The sequence below is a fragment of the Paramagnetospirillum magneticum AMB-1 genome, from assembly GCF_000009985.1.
GTDB lineage: Bacteria > Pseudomonadota > Alphaproteobacteria > Rhodospirillales > Magnetospirillaceae > Phaeospirillum > Phaeospirillum magneticum.
In genome coordinates, this window is record NC_007626.1 from 1,058,381 (window position 1) to 1,075,654 (window position 17,274).

The 17,274-nt window shown below is 62.4% G+C and carries 18 protein-coding genes; 9 read left to right on the top strand and 9 right to left on the bottom strand.

Annotation, left to right across the window (positions count from 1 at the left end; all coding sequences use genetic code 11):
• Positions 1-186 precede the first annotated feature (186 nt).
• From AMB_RS23955 to AMB_RS05135, 5 genes are all read right to left on the bottom strand, one after another.
• Positions 187-1,566 carry a bacteriohemerythrin gene (locus AMB_RS23955; protein WP_083763431.1) on the bottom strand — a complete coding sequence of 460 codons (1,380 nt, stop codon included), beginning with the start codon at positions 1,564-1,566 and terminating at the stop codon, positions 187-189.
• A 492-nt stretch (positions 1,567-2,058) separates the two neighbouring features.
• Entirely contained in the window at positions 2,059-3,687 is a 1,629-nt protein-coding gene (locus AMB_RS05120; protein WP_011383424.1) for a pentapeptide repeat-containing protein, read from the bottom strand.
• A gap of 242 nt (positions 3,688-3,929) precedes the next feature.
• The gene (locus AMB_RS05125) at positions 3,930-4,157 is read right to left on the bottom strand and encodes a hypothetical protein (RefSeq protein WP_043743481.1); all 228 of its coding nucleotides are present in this window, start codon (positions 4,155-4,157) and stop codon (positions 3,930-3,932) included.
• 163 nt (positions 4,158-4,320) lie between these two features.
• Complete coding sequence (locus AMB_RS05130) at positions 4,321-4,626, bottom strand: hypothetical protein (protein ID WP_043746027.1); 306 nt, start codon at positions 4,624-4,626, stop codon at positions 4,321-4,323.
• 86 nt (positions 4,627-4,712) lie between these two features.
• Positions 4,713-4,928 (bottom strand): hypothetical protein, encoded by a 216-nt coding sequence (locus AMB_RS05135; protein WP_011383427.1) that lies wholly within the window; start codon positions 4,926-4,928, stop codon positions 4,713-4,715.
• Between the two features lie 355 nt (positions 4,929-5,283).
• On the opposite strand from AMB_RS05135, the gene mamE reads away from it, so the two are divergent.
• From mamE to mamB, 6 genes are read left to right on the top strand one after another with little or no spacing between them, the layout of a single operon-like run.
• Entirely contained in the window at positions 5,284-7,035 is a 1,752-nt protein-coding gene (gene mamE / locus AMB_RS05140; protein ID WP_011383428.1) for a magnetosome formation protease MamE, read from the top strand.
• 43 nt (positions 7,036-7,078) lie between these two features.
• The gene (locus tag AMB_RS05145) at positions 7,079-8,020 is read left to right on the top strand and encodes a FraH protein (protein WP_231848984.1); all 942 of its coding nucleotides are present in this window, start codon (positions 7,079-7,081) and stop codon (positions 8,018-8,020) included.
• 58 nt (positions 8,021-8,078) lie between these two features.
• Positions 8,079-8,936: a trypsin-like peptidase domain-containing protein gene (locus AMB_RS05150; RefSeq protein WP_008622189.1), complete on the top strand. Its 858-nt coding sequence runs from the start codon at positions 8,079-8,081 to the stop codon at positions 8,934-8,936.
• Positions 8,937-8,983: 47 nt separating this feature from the next.
• Positions 8,984-9,802: a magnetosome protein MamQ gene (gene mamQ / locus AMB_RS05155; RefSeq protein WP_011383430.1), complete on the top strand. Its 819-nt coding sequence runs from the start codon at positions 8,984-8,986 to the stop codon at positions 9,800-9,802.
• Positions 9,799-10,053, top strand: coding sequence for a magnetosome protein MamR (mamR, locus tag AMB_RS05160; RefSeq protein WP_008622632.1), 255 nt, complete (start codon positions 9,799-9,801; stop codon positions 10,051-10,053). Before mamQ ends, mamR begins: the two co-directional genes overlap by 4 nt.
• Complete coding sequence (gene mamB / locus AMB_RS05165) at positions 10,050-10,940, top strand: magnetosome biogenesis CDF transporter MamB (protein ID WP_008622631.1); 891 nt, start codon at positions 10,050-10,052, stop codon at positions 10,938-10,940. Before mamR ends, mamB begins: the two co-directional genes overlap by 4 nt.
• A gap of 59 nt (positions 10,941-10,999) precedes the next feature.
• On the opposite strand, the gene AMB_RS05170 is transcribed toward mamB, so the two are convergent.
• The 3 genes from AMB_RS05170 to AMB_RS05180 all read right to left on the bottom strand — a co-directional run bounded on the left by AMB_RS05170 (position 11,000) and on the right by AMB_RS05180 (position 12,343).
• Positions 11,000-11,248 (bottom strand): hypothetical protein, encoded by a 249-nt coding sequence (locus AMB_RS05170; protein ID WP_011383431.1) that lies wholly within the window; start codon positions 11,246-11,248, stop codon positions 11,000-11,002.
• A gap of 138 nt (positions 11,249-11,386) precedes the next feature.
• Entirely contained in the window at positions 11,387-11,812 is a 426-nt protein-coding gene (locus AMB_RS05175; RefSeq protein ID WP_008615103.1) for a Fur family transcriptional regulator, read from the bottom strand.
• A 105-nt stretch (positions 11,813-11,917) separates the two neighbouring features.
• Positions 11,918-12,343: a MerR family transcriptional regulator gene (locus AMB_RS05180; RefSeq protein WP_008615101.1), complete on the bottom strand. Its 426-nt coding sequence runs from the start codon at positions 12,341-12,343 to the stop codon at positions 11,918-11,920.
• Positions 12,344-12,442: 99 nt separating this feature from the next.
• Here AMB_RS05180 and AMB_RS05185 point away from each other — a divergent pair, with 99 nt between their 5' ends.
• The 3 genes from AMB_RS05185 (at position 12,443) to AMB_RS05195 (ending at position 16,263) form a co-directional block, all read left to right on the top strand.
• Complete coding sequence (locus AMB_RS05185; RefSeq protein WP_152426712.1) at positions 12,443-14,716, top strand: heavy metal translocating P-type ATPase; 2,274 nt, start codon at positions 12,443-12,445, stop codon at positions 14,714-14,716.
• A gap of 16 nt (positions 14,717-14,732) precedes the next feature.
• Complete coding sequence (gene dmeF, locus AMB_RS05190; protein ID WP_008615089.1) at positions 14,733-15,689, top strand: CDF family Co(II)/Ni(II) efflux transporter DmeF; 957 nt, start codon at positions 14,733-14,735, stop codon at positions 15,687-15,689.
• Positions 15,690-15,936: 247 nt separating this feature from the next.
• The gene (locus AMB_RS05195; RefSeq protein ID WP_009869365.1) at positions 15,937-16,263 is read left to right on the top strand and encodes a YnfA family protein; all 327 of its coding nucleotides are present in this window, start codon (positions 15,937-15,939) and stop codon (positions 16,261-16,263) included.
• A 35-nt stretch (positions 16,264-16,298) separates the two neighbouring features.
• Here AMB_RS05195 and ftsZ read toward each other — a convergent pair whose 3' ends face one another.
• Positions 16,299-17,234 carry a cell division protein FtsZ gene (gene ftsZ / locus AMB_RS05200; RefSeq protein ID WP_011383435.1) on the bottom strand — a complete coding sequence of 312 codons (936 nt, stop codon included), beginning with the start codon at positions 17,232-17,234 and terminating at the stop codon, positions 16,299-16,301.
• Between the last annotated feature and the right edge of the window lie 40 nt (positions 17,235-17,274).

Sequence of the window (17,274 nt, forward strand, 5' to 3'; positions counted from 1 at the left end):
GGTGGGGCATAATGTGCCGTCGATTTGCCTCCTCAAGAGTTCTCAATTTCCCACAAAATGTCTGGAAAGAGGCACACCCCACCGGTTCGTTTTGCCAAGTACATCGCCCTATCCGCCTTATCAATCAAATCTATAGACTCAGTTGAGTCATCTGGATAAAGAGCAATGCCGAGACTGGCCCCCGATTCAGCGTGACATATAGCTTTCCGATACCTTCTTGCCGGATACTGAAAGTTCCTCCACATCAGCGTAGGTGATTTTGTCCACCCCACCCTTCAATTCCAGACATCTATCACGGAAGGTTTCAACAGAATAGGATTTCGCTCCGGAGAATTTTCGAATTTTCTCCGCCAACTCATCAGCAATATTTTCAAGCTTTGTTAAGCTTCGAAAAGTGCTTTCATTTGTAGCTAATCCGTCACGCATGCCAGCCGCCAAAGAGTTACATTCAAAAATTATGGCTCCAGCAAGACTTTTCAGCCGATAATTTACTATAACTTGAATGGCTTCATTTTTTTTGGATTCGTACTGCTCCATCGGAATGCCTCGCCCTAACGCCTCGACCGGATTAGGGACTATGATTTGTGGGGCCGAGGCACAACCAGGACGACTTTCATTTCGGCGTTCAGGACCAATATAATCTTGGGTGACGATAAATGGCATCCGCCTTTCTACATGACCAACAATCTGATCTCGTAATTGGCCTGATGAGAATGGAATAAGAAGCACGGAATCTGTTCCTGACGACATGGCACTACGAACCGCCACTTCATCTCTTGATGAAAGGAGAAGAACCGTCAATACGAATGGATCGCTATTTGTCTGCAAAGATCTGATTTGGCGAATGAAATACGCCGAGTCATTCCCATCAAGCACAGCATCCATGACAACAATCTGGAAGCCGCCATTTTTGCATGATTCATCAATGGCAATAAAATTATTCGACTCCTCTATATTTGTGATTCCAATTTCATTTAGTGTAAACCGTATTCCAGATCGAATTGTGCTGCTTGGCTCGCAAATTAATGCCGTTATTTTAGAGTAATCTAATTTAACTTTGGCATGCACAATGGCATTAGGAACGGCTACTTTTTCAGGCTCTTCATTCTCAAGAGCGTCGAGAGCAAGATACGCAAGCGGCCTCTGATCAACGTCGTCATCAGTCAACAATGACTTGAACTTCATGTCCTCATTCATAATGTGACTTGCAAGCCACTTAAGGACAAGATCGTGCAGCTTCTCCGCAACGGACAAACTTCCGCCACGATATAGCCTGATCACCTCATTAATTTTTCGATTGAAGGCAAAGTGCTTTGCACGATGATCGTCAAAGTGTTGAAAACCAATTTTAGCCATGGCCTTTTCTTCACGGAGAAAGTGCCCTGCGACATATTCTTCGAGCATAGCCAAAGCACTTTCGATTACGAATTTGCTTTCTGCTGCCTCGAAAATGACGCCCTTGAGTAAATTGGCAATTTCAAAGAATGCCTTGTGATCGCTGTCAATCGCAGCATTCCCGACAGAGAAAGCGTCTGACCATCCAGCGATCTGGCATTCTTCTGTCATTCAGCAAAATCTCCATGGACTCTATCGCTTACCGCCCGCCAATTCGGGCGATAAAGCCATCAACCTCGCGGCTAAGATTTTCAGACTGCTGTGACAATTCGGATTCGGTATAGCCGCTGACCGTCAAAAACACATCGTTTACGTAGGTCACCCGTCATCTCCGACGCCTCTTCCAGATTGAATGGATGGTGAACGCGGCCTGATGAGCATACTGAATGAATAAATGAATGCTAACCGATTGCTATAAAGGCATCCCATCCGTTTATGAATTTCGATAAGGATCGTGCGGCGACGCAGGGGGCTCATCTCGGCCATCGTGGGCCTCCTGTCTGTCGGGTGATCGGGAAACCAGCCCTGTCAGATGGGAGCCTTCGACGTCACATCACACACCGATACCGCCATAGCGGTTCCGTTCAATCCCCACGATACATGCCCCACCCGTGCGGGCAAGGGGCACGGAGGTGGCTTGACCGGGGGGGGGGGGGGGGGGACTCAGGGATACGGGGGCTGCTTGCTGCGAACGCTGTAGCAGATAACGTCGATGCCTTCGCCATGGGTGTCGTTGGCGGCTTTCCATTTCCGGGCGACACGCTCGAAGGTGAAGAGGTCGCGCTGGGTCAGGGGATTGGAATACAGCTCTTCCAAGACCAGAACCTCGCCCACGACCCCCACCGGCATCAGACGAGCCGACGGCGAAATGGAATTGGCGATCAACTCGTCGCTCTCGCTTCCTTCGGAATCGACCCGGACGGTTGCCATGCTCCAATTGATCGCCACATAGGACTCGACCTGCATGTCGCGCAGCATGCTGATGTACAGGCCGCCGCAGCGCAGGGCGTTGGTGGGGTCGCCGAAACCGACCAGAATGGCGTTGCCGCTGGTGGTCATGGGGACGCTGACATCTTGTCCGAGGAAATTGCGGTTATACTGGACCAGTAGATCCAGCAGCATGGCCTTCTCGGCCTTGGTCTTCCGGCTCACCTGATCGAGATACAGGGCGAGAATGGCCAATTCCTTGGTTTCGTAGGTATAGAAGGGGCTGTCTTGCGGTTCCTCGTCAACGGCGTCATCGACCGGAACAGGTAAACGCGAGAGGGCCTCGTCCTGCACGGAATCGGCCAAAAGATCTGAAATTTGCGATTCGGCAAGCGGGATCGGAGCGGCTGTCGCCATGGGGGGCGCGTCGAAGGCAGAATCGTCGTCTTCCGCCATCTCCTCGACGGCGGCCAGTTCCGGCTCGGGCTCGGGTTCGGGCTCGAGTTCCGGCTCAATATCCGCAGGTACATCCACCAGCGTGTCGATGGGTTCCGGCTCGGATTCTTGCTCCGGCTCGGCCAATTCCGGCTGGGCCGAATTGTCCCATTCCGGTTGGGTCTCGAAGACCGGTTCGATCTCGTTCGAAGGCGCCTCGACCGAAACGGGGGGGGCTTCGAATCCCTCGGCCTCGAAGGTCTCGACCGAAACGGGCTGCGGGCGTTCGGAAACGGTGCGGGGCAGAGGCTGTTCGGGCTCGGGCTCCAGATCCGCGACGATGGTCTGGGGGCGGCCTGCGGTCCGGCGAATGACCGCGCCGGACATGTTGGCGCCGTCGAGGAGGGCGCCGGCGGTCACGGCATCGGTCAGATCCGCGCCGGTGAAATTGGCATTGCGGGCGTCGGCGCCCGCCAGATTGGCGCCGGCCAAGGTGGCGCCGGAGAAATTGGCCCCCATCAGCTTGGCGCCGGCCAGATTGGCGCCGGTCAGATCGACTCCGGACAAATCCATCTTGCCAGCCAGATTGGCGCCAGCCAGATTGGCCATGCGCATATTGGCGCCGGAGAAGTTGGCGCGCAGCAAGGTCGCGCCGGCCAGATTGGCGCCCTGAAGCTTGGCGCCCGACAGATCGGCGTCTTCCAGGCAGGCCCGGGGGAGGTTGCAATCACGGAGATTCGCGCCGGACAGAACGGCCTTGCGCAGATTTGCCAGCGACAACAGCGATCCGGACAAATCCATCCCGGCGAGATTGGCCCCACGCAGATTGGCGTTGGTCAGGTCCGGTCGTACATCGGGCTCCTGCTGGCGCCAGGCGTTCCAGTCGCCGGCTCCCTGGCCGAGATGTTGTAGGTGGTGTACGTTTCCCATCACAAGCAATCGATCTGTCTTTTCAAACACTCAAATCATACACCAGACCATGGATTTTTCAAAACTTATCTCCGGTCAGGCGGTGTGATGAAATGAGCGGGATGGGTCTGCTGCAATAACGGTTAACTTTGCTTTAATAATTGCCAAGTTCTTGTCTTCTTTTTCCGGTCATTGACGAGGAACCAGGTTGTGGTGGATTGCCTCTATTCCGGTGCGTGGCCCGTGAGGGAGCTGTACGGTTGCTACCGGCTGCGGCCTTTCCCCATTGCCCGTTCCCATTCCGCGATCACGCTTTCGTCAATTGTCTGGGGCGAGTGTTCCTGGCCCGTATCCGCGCCGGTGGCCGTTCTCAATTGCGCTTCCAACTCGGCGATGCGCGCTTCCAGCATGGCGATCTTCTGGGCCTGGGTCGGGCGGTCTTTATGCCGCTGCCGATAGCGTCTTTGCTTTTCCGCCGGTGTCAGGGCCATGTCGTCTCCGATGACGTGGGGCGGGCTCGGCGTCGGGCGCGGCCCTCCGGCCGCTTGGCCGCTCGCTCAATGCTCACCCGAGCGTCGCGCCTCACATTTGAGGCACGGCGCTCTAAAGCATCGGCTCCCATGCGGCCCGACCGATGCCTTGCCTGATTTGCGCCTATGCCTTACCTGATTTACGATTGAGCAGTTGGTTCAAGACGTCGGCCTGAGAGCTTGCCCGAACCTCAGCCTTGGGGGCGATGGCGGCTTTTTCGGCGGGTTCGGTCGCCGCGGCATTCTCGGCAGGGGCGGGAGAATGGGCGGATGCGGGAGGGGAAGGGGGAGATGCGACGGGCGGTGGGGGGGCGGTGATCTCGTCGTCTTCTTGCCCCATCTCGCTCGCCATCTTGGCGATATCGGTTGCGGCGCCGACGATGCCCCTGATGATCGCCAGGGCTTCTTCCTTATTGACGCTGTCGCTCATTTTCCCCAGCTCCGACAAAAACGGCCGTCCGGTTGCGGCGGTTGGCTAATCTTTCCTAGGTCCGTCCGGGGCGGAAGTCCCACGCTTCAGATCGGTGGAGTGGCAACGGAAAAGGCGGGTTTGGAATGGGTCAGCGAGTTTACGGCGGATATGTATCCTCCGACGCAGGCGGCGCCGAGCACGCCGACCACGACCAATCCCAGGCCCGGCGCGATCGTTAATGTGATCGGCAGTCCCAGGAGTGCTCCGGAGAGCAGTTTCGGTGCCGCTAATTTCAGTCCGGCCAGGGGGGTGTCAAACATAAAATCTTCCATGCAGGGCTGTGTGGATCGACGGATCTGAGTCCCTCCAGATTAGCATAGGTGCAGCCTAAAGCATCAAGATTTTGGGGGGAAAGGCCATCCCTCGTCCCATGGGGCTCTCCGATTTTTCGCGTGATCCGCCTGCGGGGAGGGCGGGTGGCTTTTTATGCGGTTGCGTCTCAACCGCTTGTATTGGCGGCCAGGCGAGGCGATTTATTCTGCTTTATCGTCTGCGTGGCGTGCTCTCGCCTATATCTGGCTGGAGTAATTGTGCTAAAAAGCGCGGGCCGACAGCGGCGACGAATGCCGTGGACCTTGGTCGCGTCGGCCGCGTGATTTTGTTGAGTGGTGCTGGATGACGATGCTTGATGGCGACGCGAACACCGGGGGGCGCCCCAAAGCCCCTCGCAGCAAGGATTTGAAGCGCTACCTCATGCTGATGGGCGTGGTGGCCTTGATCGTGCTGTTCGGCGCCTTCATTTTTCGCCAGCAGGCGGGCGGCAACCGCCTTGGAACCCTGATCCGGCAATTGGGTCACGGCGCCGTCACCGCTCCGGTGCTTCCCCTTCCTGCGAACGCACTTGCGGGGGCTCCGGCGGCGACGGGAGTTTCGGCCCTGCCGCCGGTCATGGAGGCCGGGGCTGCCCAGGTGGGCGGCGGCGGGGGATTTTCCCGCGTCGTCTCCCTTTTGCGTCATAGCGTCGTGAGCGTGACCGCATCGTCGTCGGGCCGCGCCGCCGCACCCAAGACCCTGATGCCGCCCGGTCCCTACGTCTTGCCGCGTTTCGCCAATCCGACCACCACCACGGTGGAAAATATCGGCACCGGGGTGATCGTTCGCGACGACGGTTTGATCGTCACCAATTTTCATGTGGTGCGCGGCGCCAATTCGGTTCTCGTCTCGGTGTCGGACAACGGGGGGGCGACCCGCTATTCGGCTGAGATCGTCAAGATGGACGAGGCGCTCGACCTCGCCTTGCTGAAGATTGCTCCCAGGGCGCCGCTGACCTCGGCGGTCCTGGGCGACAGCAGCGCGGTGCTGGTCGCCGACGAAGTGATCGCCATCGGGACTCCCTTCGGTCTGGACATGTCCGTCAGCCGCGGCATCATTTCCGCCAAGGGCAAGTCCATGGTGATCGAGGGCGTCACCCATTCCAAGCTGCTGCAGACCGATGCCGCCATCAATCAGGGCAATTCCGGCGGGCCGCTGGTGATTGCCGACGGCACGGTGATCGGCATCAATACCGCCATCTACACCCCCAGCGGTGCTTTCGCCGGAATCGGTTTCGCCGTGCCCAGCAATCAGGTCCGCCGGTTCGTGGAAGATGAAGTGAACGGCCTGCCCGCCGCCGCCGCCGCGGGCCCCGCCATGGGAGCCGTCGCGTTTCGGGCTCCGGGGTCGGGCGGCGTGGGGGCGGCCGGTCCGGCCATCGCGGCGGGGGTGCCTTCGCCCCATACCGATGGTCGACAGGCCATGGCTTGCGACAACTGCCATCAGATCATCGGTGCCGCGGCGGGGCCCATCGCCTTCGCTCAGCCCATGATGCCCGTCGCCGCGCCGCCGCCCGCCGCGCCGCCCATCCAGGCCAATGCCGCCAATCCCCATGCCGACAACCGCCGGAACATGAATTGCGCCGGTTGCCATCAGATCATCGGTGCCGGTGCCGGGCCGGTCGCCTTCGCTCAGCCGGGGGCGGGCGGATATCAGTTCGCCCAGCCGCCCGGCGGTCTGGCGGTCAATGTCCAAGGCGCGCGCGGCGGAATCGGGTCCAGAATGGCCGGTCACAGCCTGCACGGCGCCGCCTTGGCGCCCCTGTCTCCGCAGATGAGCCTGCAGACCGGTCTGCCGGTCGGGCGCGGCGTGCTGATCACCGGCGTTTCCCCCAACACGGCGGCGGCAAACGCCGGATTGCGGCCGGGCGATGTTCTGCTCAAGATCGACGGCCGCCCCGTCGCCCTCCCCCATGAGGCGGTCGCCATCATGGGGGAAATGTCGGTCGGCGGGTCCGTCCGTCTGGGAGTCTTGCGCGATGGAGGCGTCCGCAACATGACTTTGATTGCCGGGGCCGCCGCGGGAACGCCGCCGCCCGGCAACGGGCCGTGGTGAAAGGTAAAGAATTCCGGGTTGTTCTGTGATGATGGAGCACGAGATGGCGACGAACCGACGGCCCCGCGCCAAGAGGACCCCCGGCGACAAGCTCGGGAAGGGAGGCGGCGATGCCGCGCTCGCCCCGGCTGCCGACGCCGAGATTCCGGCATCTTCCGCGCCGGAGCCCGCCGCCCCCATATCTGCGCCTCCGGCTCCGGTGATCAAGCCGGTGGGAGGGGATGCCTGGGCGTCGCTGCTGAGCGGTTCGCCCTGGTCTTCCCCCGGAGCGGCAAGCCCGACGGAGGCGGCGCTCAAGCCGGTCATGCCGAGCGCATTGGCGGAGGCGGTTGCCAATGCGCCGCCTGAAGCCGCCCCGTTCACCGAGCTTGTCTCCCACTGGTCGCCTCCTTTCCGGCGGCAGCCGGATCGGGAGTATGAAGAGATCAATCCCGCCGAGGCGGCAATCCCGGTGACGGCCGCGGCGCCCGAGCCCGAGCCCGAGCCGGTCCCCGAACCCGAACCTGAACCCGAGCCGGAAGCGGCTCACGATCATGCCGCGACCGAGACCGAGGGAGTTACCGAAATGATGACGAGTGATGTTGAGCTTGAGATTGAGATTGCTTCGGATGTGGAGGTCGTCGAGGCCCCCGCCGTGATCGAGCCGTCTCCCCGGCCGCAGGCATTTTCCCACTCGACGGCCTATGCCTATCCGGCGGAACCGGCCCCGGCGGTGGAGACGGCGGCAGAGGCCGCCCCTGCCGGCCCTGCCGAAAATCCGGTCAAGGAGGTTCCCGTGGAGGACCTGTTCACCGGGATCTTCAATGTGGCGGATTCGGCCGTGCGCGGCGCCATCGGCGCCTCCACCGATCTGCTGAGGGATCCCAAGTCCCTGGGCGGTAAGCTTTCCGTCGCGGGGCAGAGTCTGGTCCATTCCATCAAGGGACGCTTCAATGCTTTGCTGGCTCCGCGCCACGGCGCCAAAAGCAACGGTGATGAATTCTAGTGGTTCTCGCGGGATGGGCGATAGAGGACAGGAATCCGAATGAGCTTGGAACTCAGCCATGATTGAAGTCGGCGAGACCATGGGCGAATTGCCCACCAACAAGATCGTGTTTTGCGAACGGTCATGGAAGACGCCTGTCTCGATCCTGGCCTTCTTGATCTTCGTGACCTTCGCTTGGGGGATCTATCTCCTGGACCATTACGACGAGGACGACAATTTCCATGGGGCCGACGATCTGTCGGTGGGTCAGTTCCTGGTGCGCAACATCGCCATGCCGCATGTGCAGCGGCTGTATCACACGGTTCCCCCTGCTGTGGTCGGGGTCGGCGGCGGCGGGGTCAATGCCGGTCCGGTGGCCTCGGGGGCCATCGTGGGGGCCAACGGCTATGTGATCACCACCTTGCATTCGGTGTCCAATCTGCCGGAGATTTCGGTCCAGGTGGCGACGACGGGTGGGATCCGGCGCTTTCCGGCCCAGGTGGTGAAGACCATTCCGGGGCATGATCTGGCGCTGCTGAAGATGCAGACCACCGAGAAGTTCCTGCATTTCCGCATGGCCGACGTCCAGACGGTGGTGCCGGGTCAGCAGGTCTTCGCCTTCGGCCGCAACATGGCGGGGGCGCCGCTGGTGCGCCAGGGCCTGGTGCAATCGGCGGATGCGCCGCTGGCGGTGGGGGCGACCCAGATCACCCATCTGCTGCGTTCGGACGCGGTCTACAGCTGGGAACAGACCGGCGGCCCGCTGGTCAACGCCCAGGGTGATCTGGTGGGCATCAACATCGCCGCTACCGGCCCCGCCGGCAAGGTGGAAGGCTTCACGGTGCCGGCCCAGGTGATCGTGTCCCATCTTCAGGACGTGGTTCGCTTCAAGAAGGGCGCTCCGGCCGGAAAGTCGGGCGTTCCCGCCGGTCCTTAGACGTATGTGGGGCGTTTCCTTCATACGACGAGCTTAGAGAGGCGGATATGGCATTAGGCGACGCGAATGTTGGTTCGGCCCCTGGGGTCGACTTCAGTGCGCTGCAACGGGTGAAGCAGTCGGAGGAGCTGCTTGCCCAGTTGTACGTGGTGGAGGAGACGCCGCGTCGTTTGGGGCGTGGGCCGGTGCACGCTCTTATGGTCATATCGGTTTTGTCGGTTGTTGCGTTCATCGCGACGTTGCTGATGCGCTACAACACCTTCGTGACCATGTCGGAAGACACGCAGGCGAAGCGGTCCAATTACGAGGTGATGATCCAGCGCCGGGACAATCTGTTCGGCAATCTTGTGAAGCTGACGCTGAACCATGCTGCATTGGAGCACTCGATCTTCTCGCATACCTCGGACAAGCGGACCGAGGGCGTTGAGGCTGGCAAGGGCGGCCCTATCGGCTCGGCGCTGGAACAGCTGATGAAGCAGGGCGGGATCGGCAAGCTTCTGGGTGATATTGGGGGCGGCAAGGCGCTGCTGGGGGCCGACGGAGGCTTCGGCAATGCGCTGGGCCGTTTGATGGCGGTGGTGGAGCAGTATCCGACCATCCAGTCGGTGGACACCTACAAGCATATGATGACGTCGCTGGTGGAGATGGAAGACCGCATCGCGACGCGTCGGGAGGATTACAACGCCGCCGCCTCGACCTACAACATCGAGATCACCAAGTGGCCGTGGAACTATCTGGCGTTCATCACCGGGTTCAAGCGGGCGGAGTATTTCCAGGAAAAGCCGGCGGGCGACACGCCGATCATCACGCCGCAGCTGTTCCAGGAACTGTTGCCTCTCAACCATGCGCAGGACATCAAGAAATGATCTGGACGGCGGTGATCAAGGGGAGCGCGCTGGTGACCTTCGTGCAGGGCGCCATGGTGCTGGTGGACAAGATCTTCGGCGAGGAGATCTTGCCGCACCGGATCTACAGCAGCGCGGAAGCCTCGCAATTGCTGGGGATGGACCGTCTCGAGGTGCTGGGCCTGATTCGTTCGGGGACGATCAAGGCGAAGAAGGTGGGCGATAATTATCGTATCCTGGGCTCCAATCTTGTGGATTACATGAACCGATGAAGTTCGAAAATTGCAGGGATTGCCGCGAGGAAGTGGTGTGGTGGGCCTTTACCGCCGACATCTGCATGACCCTGTTCAAGGGGGTCCTCGGGCTGATGAGCGGCAGCGTGGCGCTGGTGGCGGATTCGTTGCATTCGGGGGCGGACGTGGTGGCCAGCGGGGTGACCCAGCTCAGCTTGAAGATTTCGAACAAGCCGGCGGATGAGCGCTATCCGTTCGGCTACGGCAACATCCAATACATCTCGTCGTCCATCGTGGGCTCCTTGCTGCTGATCGGGGCCAGCTTCTTGATGTACGGCTCGGTGATGAAGCTGATCTCGGGGACCTACGAGGCGCCAAGCATCTTCGCGGCGGTTGGGGCGTCGGTGACGGTGATCGTCAACGAGCTGATGTATCGCTACCAGATCTGCGTGGGCAACGAAAACAACAGCCCGGCCATCATCGCCAATGCCTGGGACAACCGGTCCGACGCCATCTCGTCGGCGGCGGTGATGGTCGGCGTGATCGCCTCGGTGATCGGCTTTCCCATCGCCGACACCATCGCGGCCATCGGCGTCTCGGCCCTGGTGGGACGCATCGGCCTGGAACTGATCGGAACCTCGATCCACGGCCTGATGGACAGCTCGGTGGATACGGAATTGCTGCAGACCGCCTGGCAGGTGGCCATGGACACGCCCATGGTCCACAGCATCTATTTCCTGCGCGGTCGCCATGTGGGCGAGGACGTGCAGTTCGACATCCGCCTGCGGGTCGATCCCAATCTGCGCATCAAGGACAGTTCCATGGTGGCCGAGGCGGTACGCCGGCGCATCCAGGAGGAAATCCCCCACGCCCGCGACATCCGCCTGTTCGTCAGCCCGGCACCCGCCGCCGCGGCACGGGCCTGAGCGAGAGAGGGGCCGCCCGCGCCATGGGCGGCGGGCAGTTTAGTTCCATCGGAAGGGGTTCAGACCCGACGGTGACGGGCGGCGGCGGATCCGTAGATCAGACCGGCCATCAAGCCGACGGCGACGGCGGCGCCCAGCGGACCGCCGGCTAGGGCGCCCAAGCCGACACCGGCCATCTTGCCCATGGTCAGGAAGCCCGCGGCCTTGGCGGTTCCCGCCGCCACGGCGCCACCGGCACCGGCGACGGTGGAACGAACGACCGTGCGGGACCCGGCGGAAGGAGAGAAGGTGGCGGCTTGACGGCTCATGGGGCATCTCCTCGGCTGTGATTGCGAACAAATCGCATCTACAGAAAGCCGCAATTGCCACTCATTGTCAATGGGTATTCGCATCGCCCCCGATGAGCCGCGCGGATTGCCGTGCCGCTTGAGGGGGGGGCGCCCGCCTCAGTCGGCGGTTTCGTCGGCGGCCAGCGGAACTCCGAACAGCTCCAGGCGGTGGCCCACGACCCGGTAGCCGTAGCGCGTGGCGATTTCCTTTTGCAGGGATTCGATCTCCTCGCTGGAGAATTCGATGACCTTGCCGGTTTTCAGGTCGATCAGGTGATCGTGGTGATCACCGTCAGCTTCTTCGTAGCGGGCGCGGCCGTCGCCGAAATCGTGCCGCTTCAAGATGGCCGTTTCCTCGAACAGCCGCACGGTGCGATAGACCGTGGCGATGCTGATATGGGGATCGATCTCGGCCGCCCGGCGGTAGACTTCCTCCACATCCGGATGGTCGGAGGACTCGGACAGGACGCGGGCGATGACCCGGCGCTGGCCGGTCATCTTCATGTTCTTGTCGATGCAACGTTGTTCGATTCGAGAAATCATGGCCGTCTCATCCGATTTTTCCTGCCGGTTCAGGGGGAACGGTACCATCAAGGGAGAGGTTGGCAAAGCGCGAGAGCGCAACCGCGCGTTTCGCTGCCGTCGCGGTCATATAGCGTCCTGCTGTGCGGAGCCGGGGGCGGTCAGTGAGCCGATGATCTGGCATTGGGCGACCACCTGTCCGCAGCAATTCTTCATCTTCCGCAATTCGTCGCGCAAAAGGGTGAGGTCGGCAATTTTGCGTTCCACCTCGTCAAGATGGAGGAGAACCATCTGATCGGCACCTTCGCACGGGGAATCGGGTCGTTCGGCCAGAGTCAGCAGGGCACGGATGGAATCGATGGAAAAGCCCAGATCGCGGCCCCGGCGAATGAAGCGGAGCCGCTGAAGATGGTGGTCCTCATATTGACGAAAGCCGCCCTGGCTCCGTGCCGGCGGCGGCAGTAGCCCGATCTTCTCGTAATAGCGGATGGTTTCGATGTTGACGCCGGTCTGCCGGCTGAGGCCGCCGATATTGAAGGGCTGAAGCGTCATGATTTTCCGTTGACTCTGTAGTGGCTCCAGGGTCCATGCTCCACTTGAATCGGGTGATTGTCCAGCGCGATCACGGACCGCGTCGAAGGAGTTCGGGTCATGTCGGAAGCCAAATCTTGCTGCACCAGCAAATGTTGCGGCGGGGGCGCGTCAGCGGTTCTTCCCACTGCGGCGCTCCAGCCGCCTCGGCCGGGTAAGTCCCGGGCCTTCCGCATCACCGGCATGTGCTGCGTCGAGGAGGTGCGGACGCTGAAGGCGGCCGTCGGCCCGCTGGCCGGGGGGGACGAGCGCCTGAGCTTCGATCTGCTCAACGGCAAGATGATCGTCCGGGCCGATATCGACGCCGACGCGGTGATCGCCGCCGTTTCGCGCACGGGAATGGGGGCGGAGCCGTGGGAACGCACCAGCGTGGCCGAGCGCGACAAGGCCAATTCCTCGCGCCGGTTGCTTCAGGCGGTTCTGGCGGGGCTCAGCGGCGGCGCCGCGCTGCTGGGGCTGATTCTCGACCAGGCGGTCAAAGTGCCGCTCCCCGCCCAGATCGCCGAGGCCGTGGCCGTGGCGGTGGGTTTGTGGATGGTGCTGCCCAAGGCACTGCATGCCGTTCGCTCGCTGCGGCCGGACATGAATTTGTTGATGAGCGTCGCGGTCTTCGGTGCCATGGCACTGGGGGACTGGATGGAGGCGGCTACCGTTTCGGCGCTGTTCGCGCTGTCCCTGGCGCTGGAGAGCTGGAGCGCCGAGCGCGCCCGCCGGGCTATCGCCTCGCTGATGGACCTCACCCCGCCCATGGCGCGGGTAAAGGGAACCGACGGAGCCGAATCCCTGGCGGCGCCAGAGGATGTACCCGTGGGGGCCGTCTTCGTCGTGCTGCCGGGTGAACGCATTCCCCTGGACGGCCGCGTCCTGGTGGGCGAAAGCATGGTGGATCAGGCGCCGATCACCGGGGAAAGCGTGCCGGTGCTGAAAAGCGTGGGCACGGAGGTTTTCGCGGGCACCATCAATGCCGACGGCGTCTTGGAGGTGCAAAACCTTAAGCCGGCCGGTGAAACTACCCTGGCCAAGGTGGCCCGGCTGGTGGAGGAGGCCCAGGGCAAGCGATCCAAGGTGGAGCGCTGGGTCGATCGCTTCGCCGCGATCTATACCCCCGTCGTCCTGGCCGGTGCCGTGGCGGTGGCGGTGCTGCCGCCGCTGGCGCTCGGCCTGGACTGGTCCGAATGGATCTACCGCTCGTTGGTGTTGCTGGTCATTTCATGCCCCTGCGCCCTGGTGATCTCGACGCCGCTGACGGTGGTGGCCGCCATGGCCTCGGCGGCGCGGGCCGGTGTGCTGGTCAAGGGCGGGGAATATCTTGAAACGGCGTCGCGGCTGTCCGCCATCGCCTTCGACAAGACGGGAACCGTGACTTCGGGCCGCCCCGGTGTCGAACGGGTGATGGCGCTGGACGGCGGCGACGAGGGCCGCATCTTGCGGCTTGCGGCGGCGCTGGAGGCGCGCAGCACCCACCCGCTGGGCCGGGCCATCCTCGATCACGCCGCCGCCGGGGGCATTGCTCCGACTCCGGCCGAATCCGTCCAGTCCCTGCCCGGCAAGGGGATGTGCGGGGTCGTCGATGGCGAGGCGGTGTGGCTGGGCTCCCATCGTTACGCGATGGAGCGGGGTGCCGAGACGCCTGCCGTGCGCGAGGCGGCCCTGGCCTTGGCGGAAGGGGGGCGGTCGGTGGTGGCGGTGGGGGATGCCGCCGGGGTACGCGGGCTGATCGCCCTGTCCGATCCCATTCGTCCGGAAGCTGCGACGGCGCTGGCGGGCCTGCGCCGGGCCGGGGTGGGCAAACTGATCATGCTGACCGGAGACAACGCCGCCACCGGCGAGCGGGTAGCCGCTGCCCTGGGCTTCGATCTCGTCCTGGCGGAACTGCTGCCCGAGGACAAAAGCGAGGCCATGGACGATCTCGCCCGGCAATTCGGAACCGTCGCCATGGTGGGAGACGGAGTCAACGACGCCCCCGCCATGGCCCGGTCGTCCCTGGGTATCGCCATGGGGGCCGCCGGAACCGATACCGCCATCGAAACCTCGGATCTGGCGCTGATGTCCGACGATCTGACCAGGTTGGCCTGGCTGATCGGCCATTCCCGCCGGATGATGACGGTCATCCGCCAGAATATCGGTTTCGCCATCACCCTGAAGGCGGTGTTCATGGTGCTGGCGATTTTGGACATCGCGACCCTGTGGGGAGCCATCGCGGCGGATATGGGAGCGGCCCTTCTGGTGGCCTTCAATGGATTGCGCTTGCTGAAGGCCGGCGTTACTCAGAGGTCCGAGGACGGCATGGGCTTATCCTCGTCGTCGAATACCTTGAAACAGAGGCTTGCCTAGGGATGGAGGGGCGATCATGCATGTTCACAATCTGTCGTCATGGCAACACAGCCACCATTTCCAATCGGGCCTGGAAGCATCCGCCGAACGTCGGACCAAGATCGTGGTGGCTCTGACCATCGTCATGATGGTGGCCGAGATCGCGGCGGGCACGATCTTCAACTCCATGGCACTGCTGGCCGACGGCTGGCATATGTCCACCCATGCCGGGGCCTTGGGAATCGCCGCCTTCGCCTATACCTTCGCCCGCAGTCACGCCGACGACCAGCGCTTTACCTTCGGCACCGGCAAGGTCGGGACGCTGGGCGGCTTTACCAGCGCCATTATCCTTTGCATGGTGGCGCTGCTGATGGTGTGGGAATCGGCAAACCGCCTGATGACGGTCCAAGCCATCGCCTTCGACGAGGCCCTGATGGTCGCCGTCATCGGGTTGGTCGTCAACGTGGTCAGCGCCGGGATTTTGGGCGGACACGGCCTCGGCGACGACCATGATCACTGCGGCCACCACCACGATCACGACCATCATCGCGACCATCACGACCACAATCTCCAGGCCGCCTATATCCATGTCCTGGCAGACGTCCTCACCTCGGTGTTGGCCATCGCCGCCCTGCTGCTGGGGAAATATCTGGGGTGGTGGTGGATGGATCCCATGATGGGATTGGTCGGGGCCGCCGTCATCGGCAAATGGGCCTGGGGCTTGATGCGCAAGACCGGTTCGGTCTTGCTGGATCACAGCGACGACCGGGAGCTGCCGGAGGAAGTCCGCGCCGCCATCGAGGGCGATGCCGACAACCGGCTGTCCGATCTTCATCTCTGGCAGATCGGGCCGGGCCATTGGGGGGCCATCGTCTCGCTGGTGACCCACACCCCGCGCGAGCCGGGCCATTACAAGACGCTGCTGGCCGAGGTTCACGAACTCAGCCATGTCACGGTGGAGGTCCATCCCTGCGACGGGGCGTCTTGCGGCTAAAGCGGTTTGCGCTTTATCTGGCGCAAACCGCTTTGGCGAGCATTGAGCGAGCGGCCAAGCAAACCGTAGGTTTGGGCCCGGCGAGGGCATACATAAGATTATAGCCTTTTGCGTCACATTCGACGCAAAAGGCTTTAGGGGGGCTTCCCGATCGGCTCATGGCAATCGGCCTTCATCCGGCTTGCCGCGGGGGCGGGCGGTGCTGTGGTCCGGCTATAATTTCCGGGAAAAAGGGGATGAAATCAGGATGTGGGCCATTCCGACATACCTTCTGGCCGCTTTCGCCGAGATCGGCGGTTGCTTCGCGTTCTGGGCCTGGCTCCGGCTGGGCAAATCGCCCTTCTGGCTGGCTCCGGGGATGGCCAGTCTGGCCCTGTTCGCCTGGGCCTTGACCCGGGTCGATGCCGATTTCGCCGGTCGCGCCTATGCGGCCTATGGCGGCATCTACATTTTGTCGTCGTTGGTGTGGATGTGGGCGGTGGAAGAGAGCCCGCCGGACCGGTGGGACGTTCTGGGCGCCGCCTTCTGCCTGGCGGGCGCCCTGGTGATCATTTTCGCCCCCCGCGGCGAGTGATGCCGTAATCGGCCGCAGGGCGGCGGGGCGTTTCGTCAGGCGATTCCGGTGGCTACCACCGAAACCCGCATCTTGCCGGCCAGGGCGTCGTCGAAGGTGGATCCGAAAATGATGTTGGCCTCGGCGGCCACTTCCTCGCGGATGCGGTTAGCGGCCGAGTCCACCTCGAACAAGGTCATGTCCATGCCGCCGGTGATGTTGATCAGGACGCCCTTGGCCCCCTTTATGGAGGTGTCGCCCAGCAGCGGGTTGGAGATGGCGGCCTCGGCGGCGTCGATCGCGCGCTTTTCGCCGGCGGCCTCGCCGGTGCCCATGATGGCCTTGCCCATTTCGCTCATGACGATGCGGATATCGGCGAAATCCAGGTTGATCAGGCCGGGCATCACCACCAGATCGGTGACGCTGCGCACCCCGGAATTGAGCACGCCGTCGGCCATCTTGAAGGCGTCGGCGAAGGTGGTGCGCTCGGTGGCGACGCGGAACAGGTTCTGATTGGGGATGATGATCAGGGTATCGAGCTCTTCTTGCAGGGCTTCAATGCCGAGATCGGCGGTGTGCATGCGGTGCTTGCCTTCGAAGTGGAACGGCTTGGTCACCACGCCGATGGTAAGGATCCCCTGTTCGCGGGCGGCCCTGGCGATGACCGGTGCCGCGCCCGACCCGGTGCCGCCGCCCATGCCGGCGGTGATGAACACCATATGGGCGTCGCCGATCAGGTCTTGGATGTCTTCGAGACTTTCTTCCGCGGCGGCGCGGCCCACGTCCGGGCGCGAACCGGCGCCCAATCCCTGGGTGACCCGGCCGCCGAGTTGGATGCGTCGCTCGGTCAGGCTCAGCCCCAGCGCCTGGGCGTCCGTATTGGCGATGATGAATTCCACGCCCTCGATCTTGGACTGGATCATGTTGTTGACGGCGTTGCCGCCGGCTCCGCCGACGCCGATCACCACTATTCTCGGACGGACTATCGTCATCGCACCATCACCGCCGATAAGACATGCGCCGCGTGTCCAG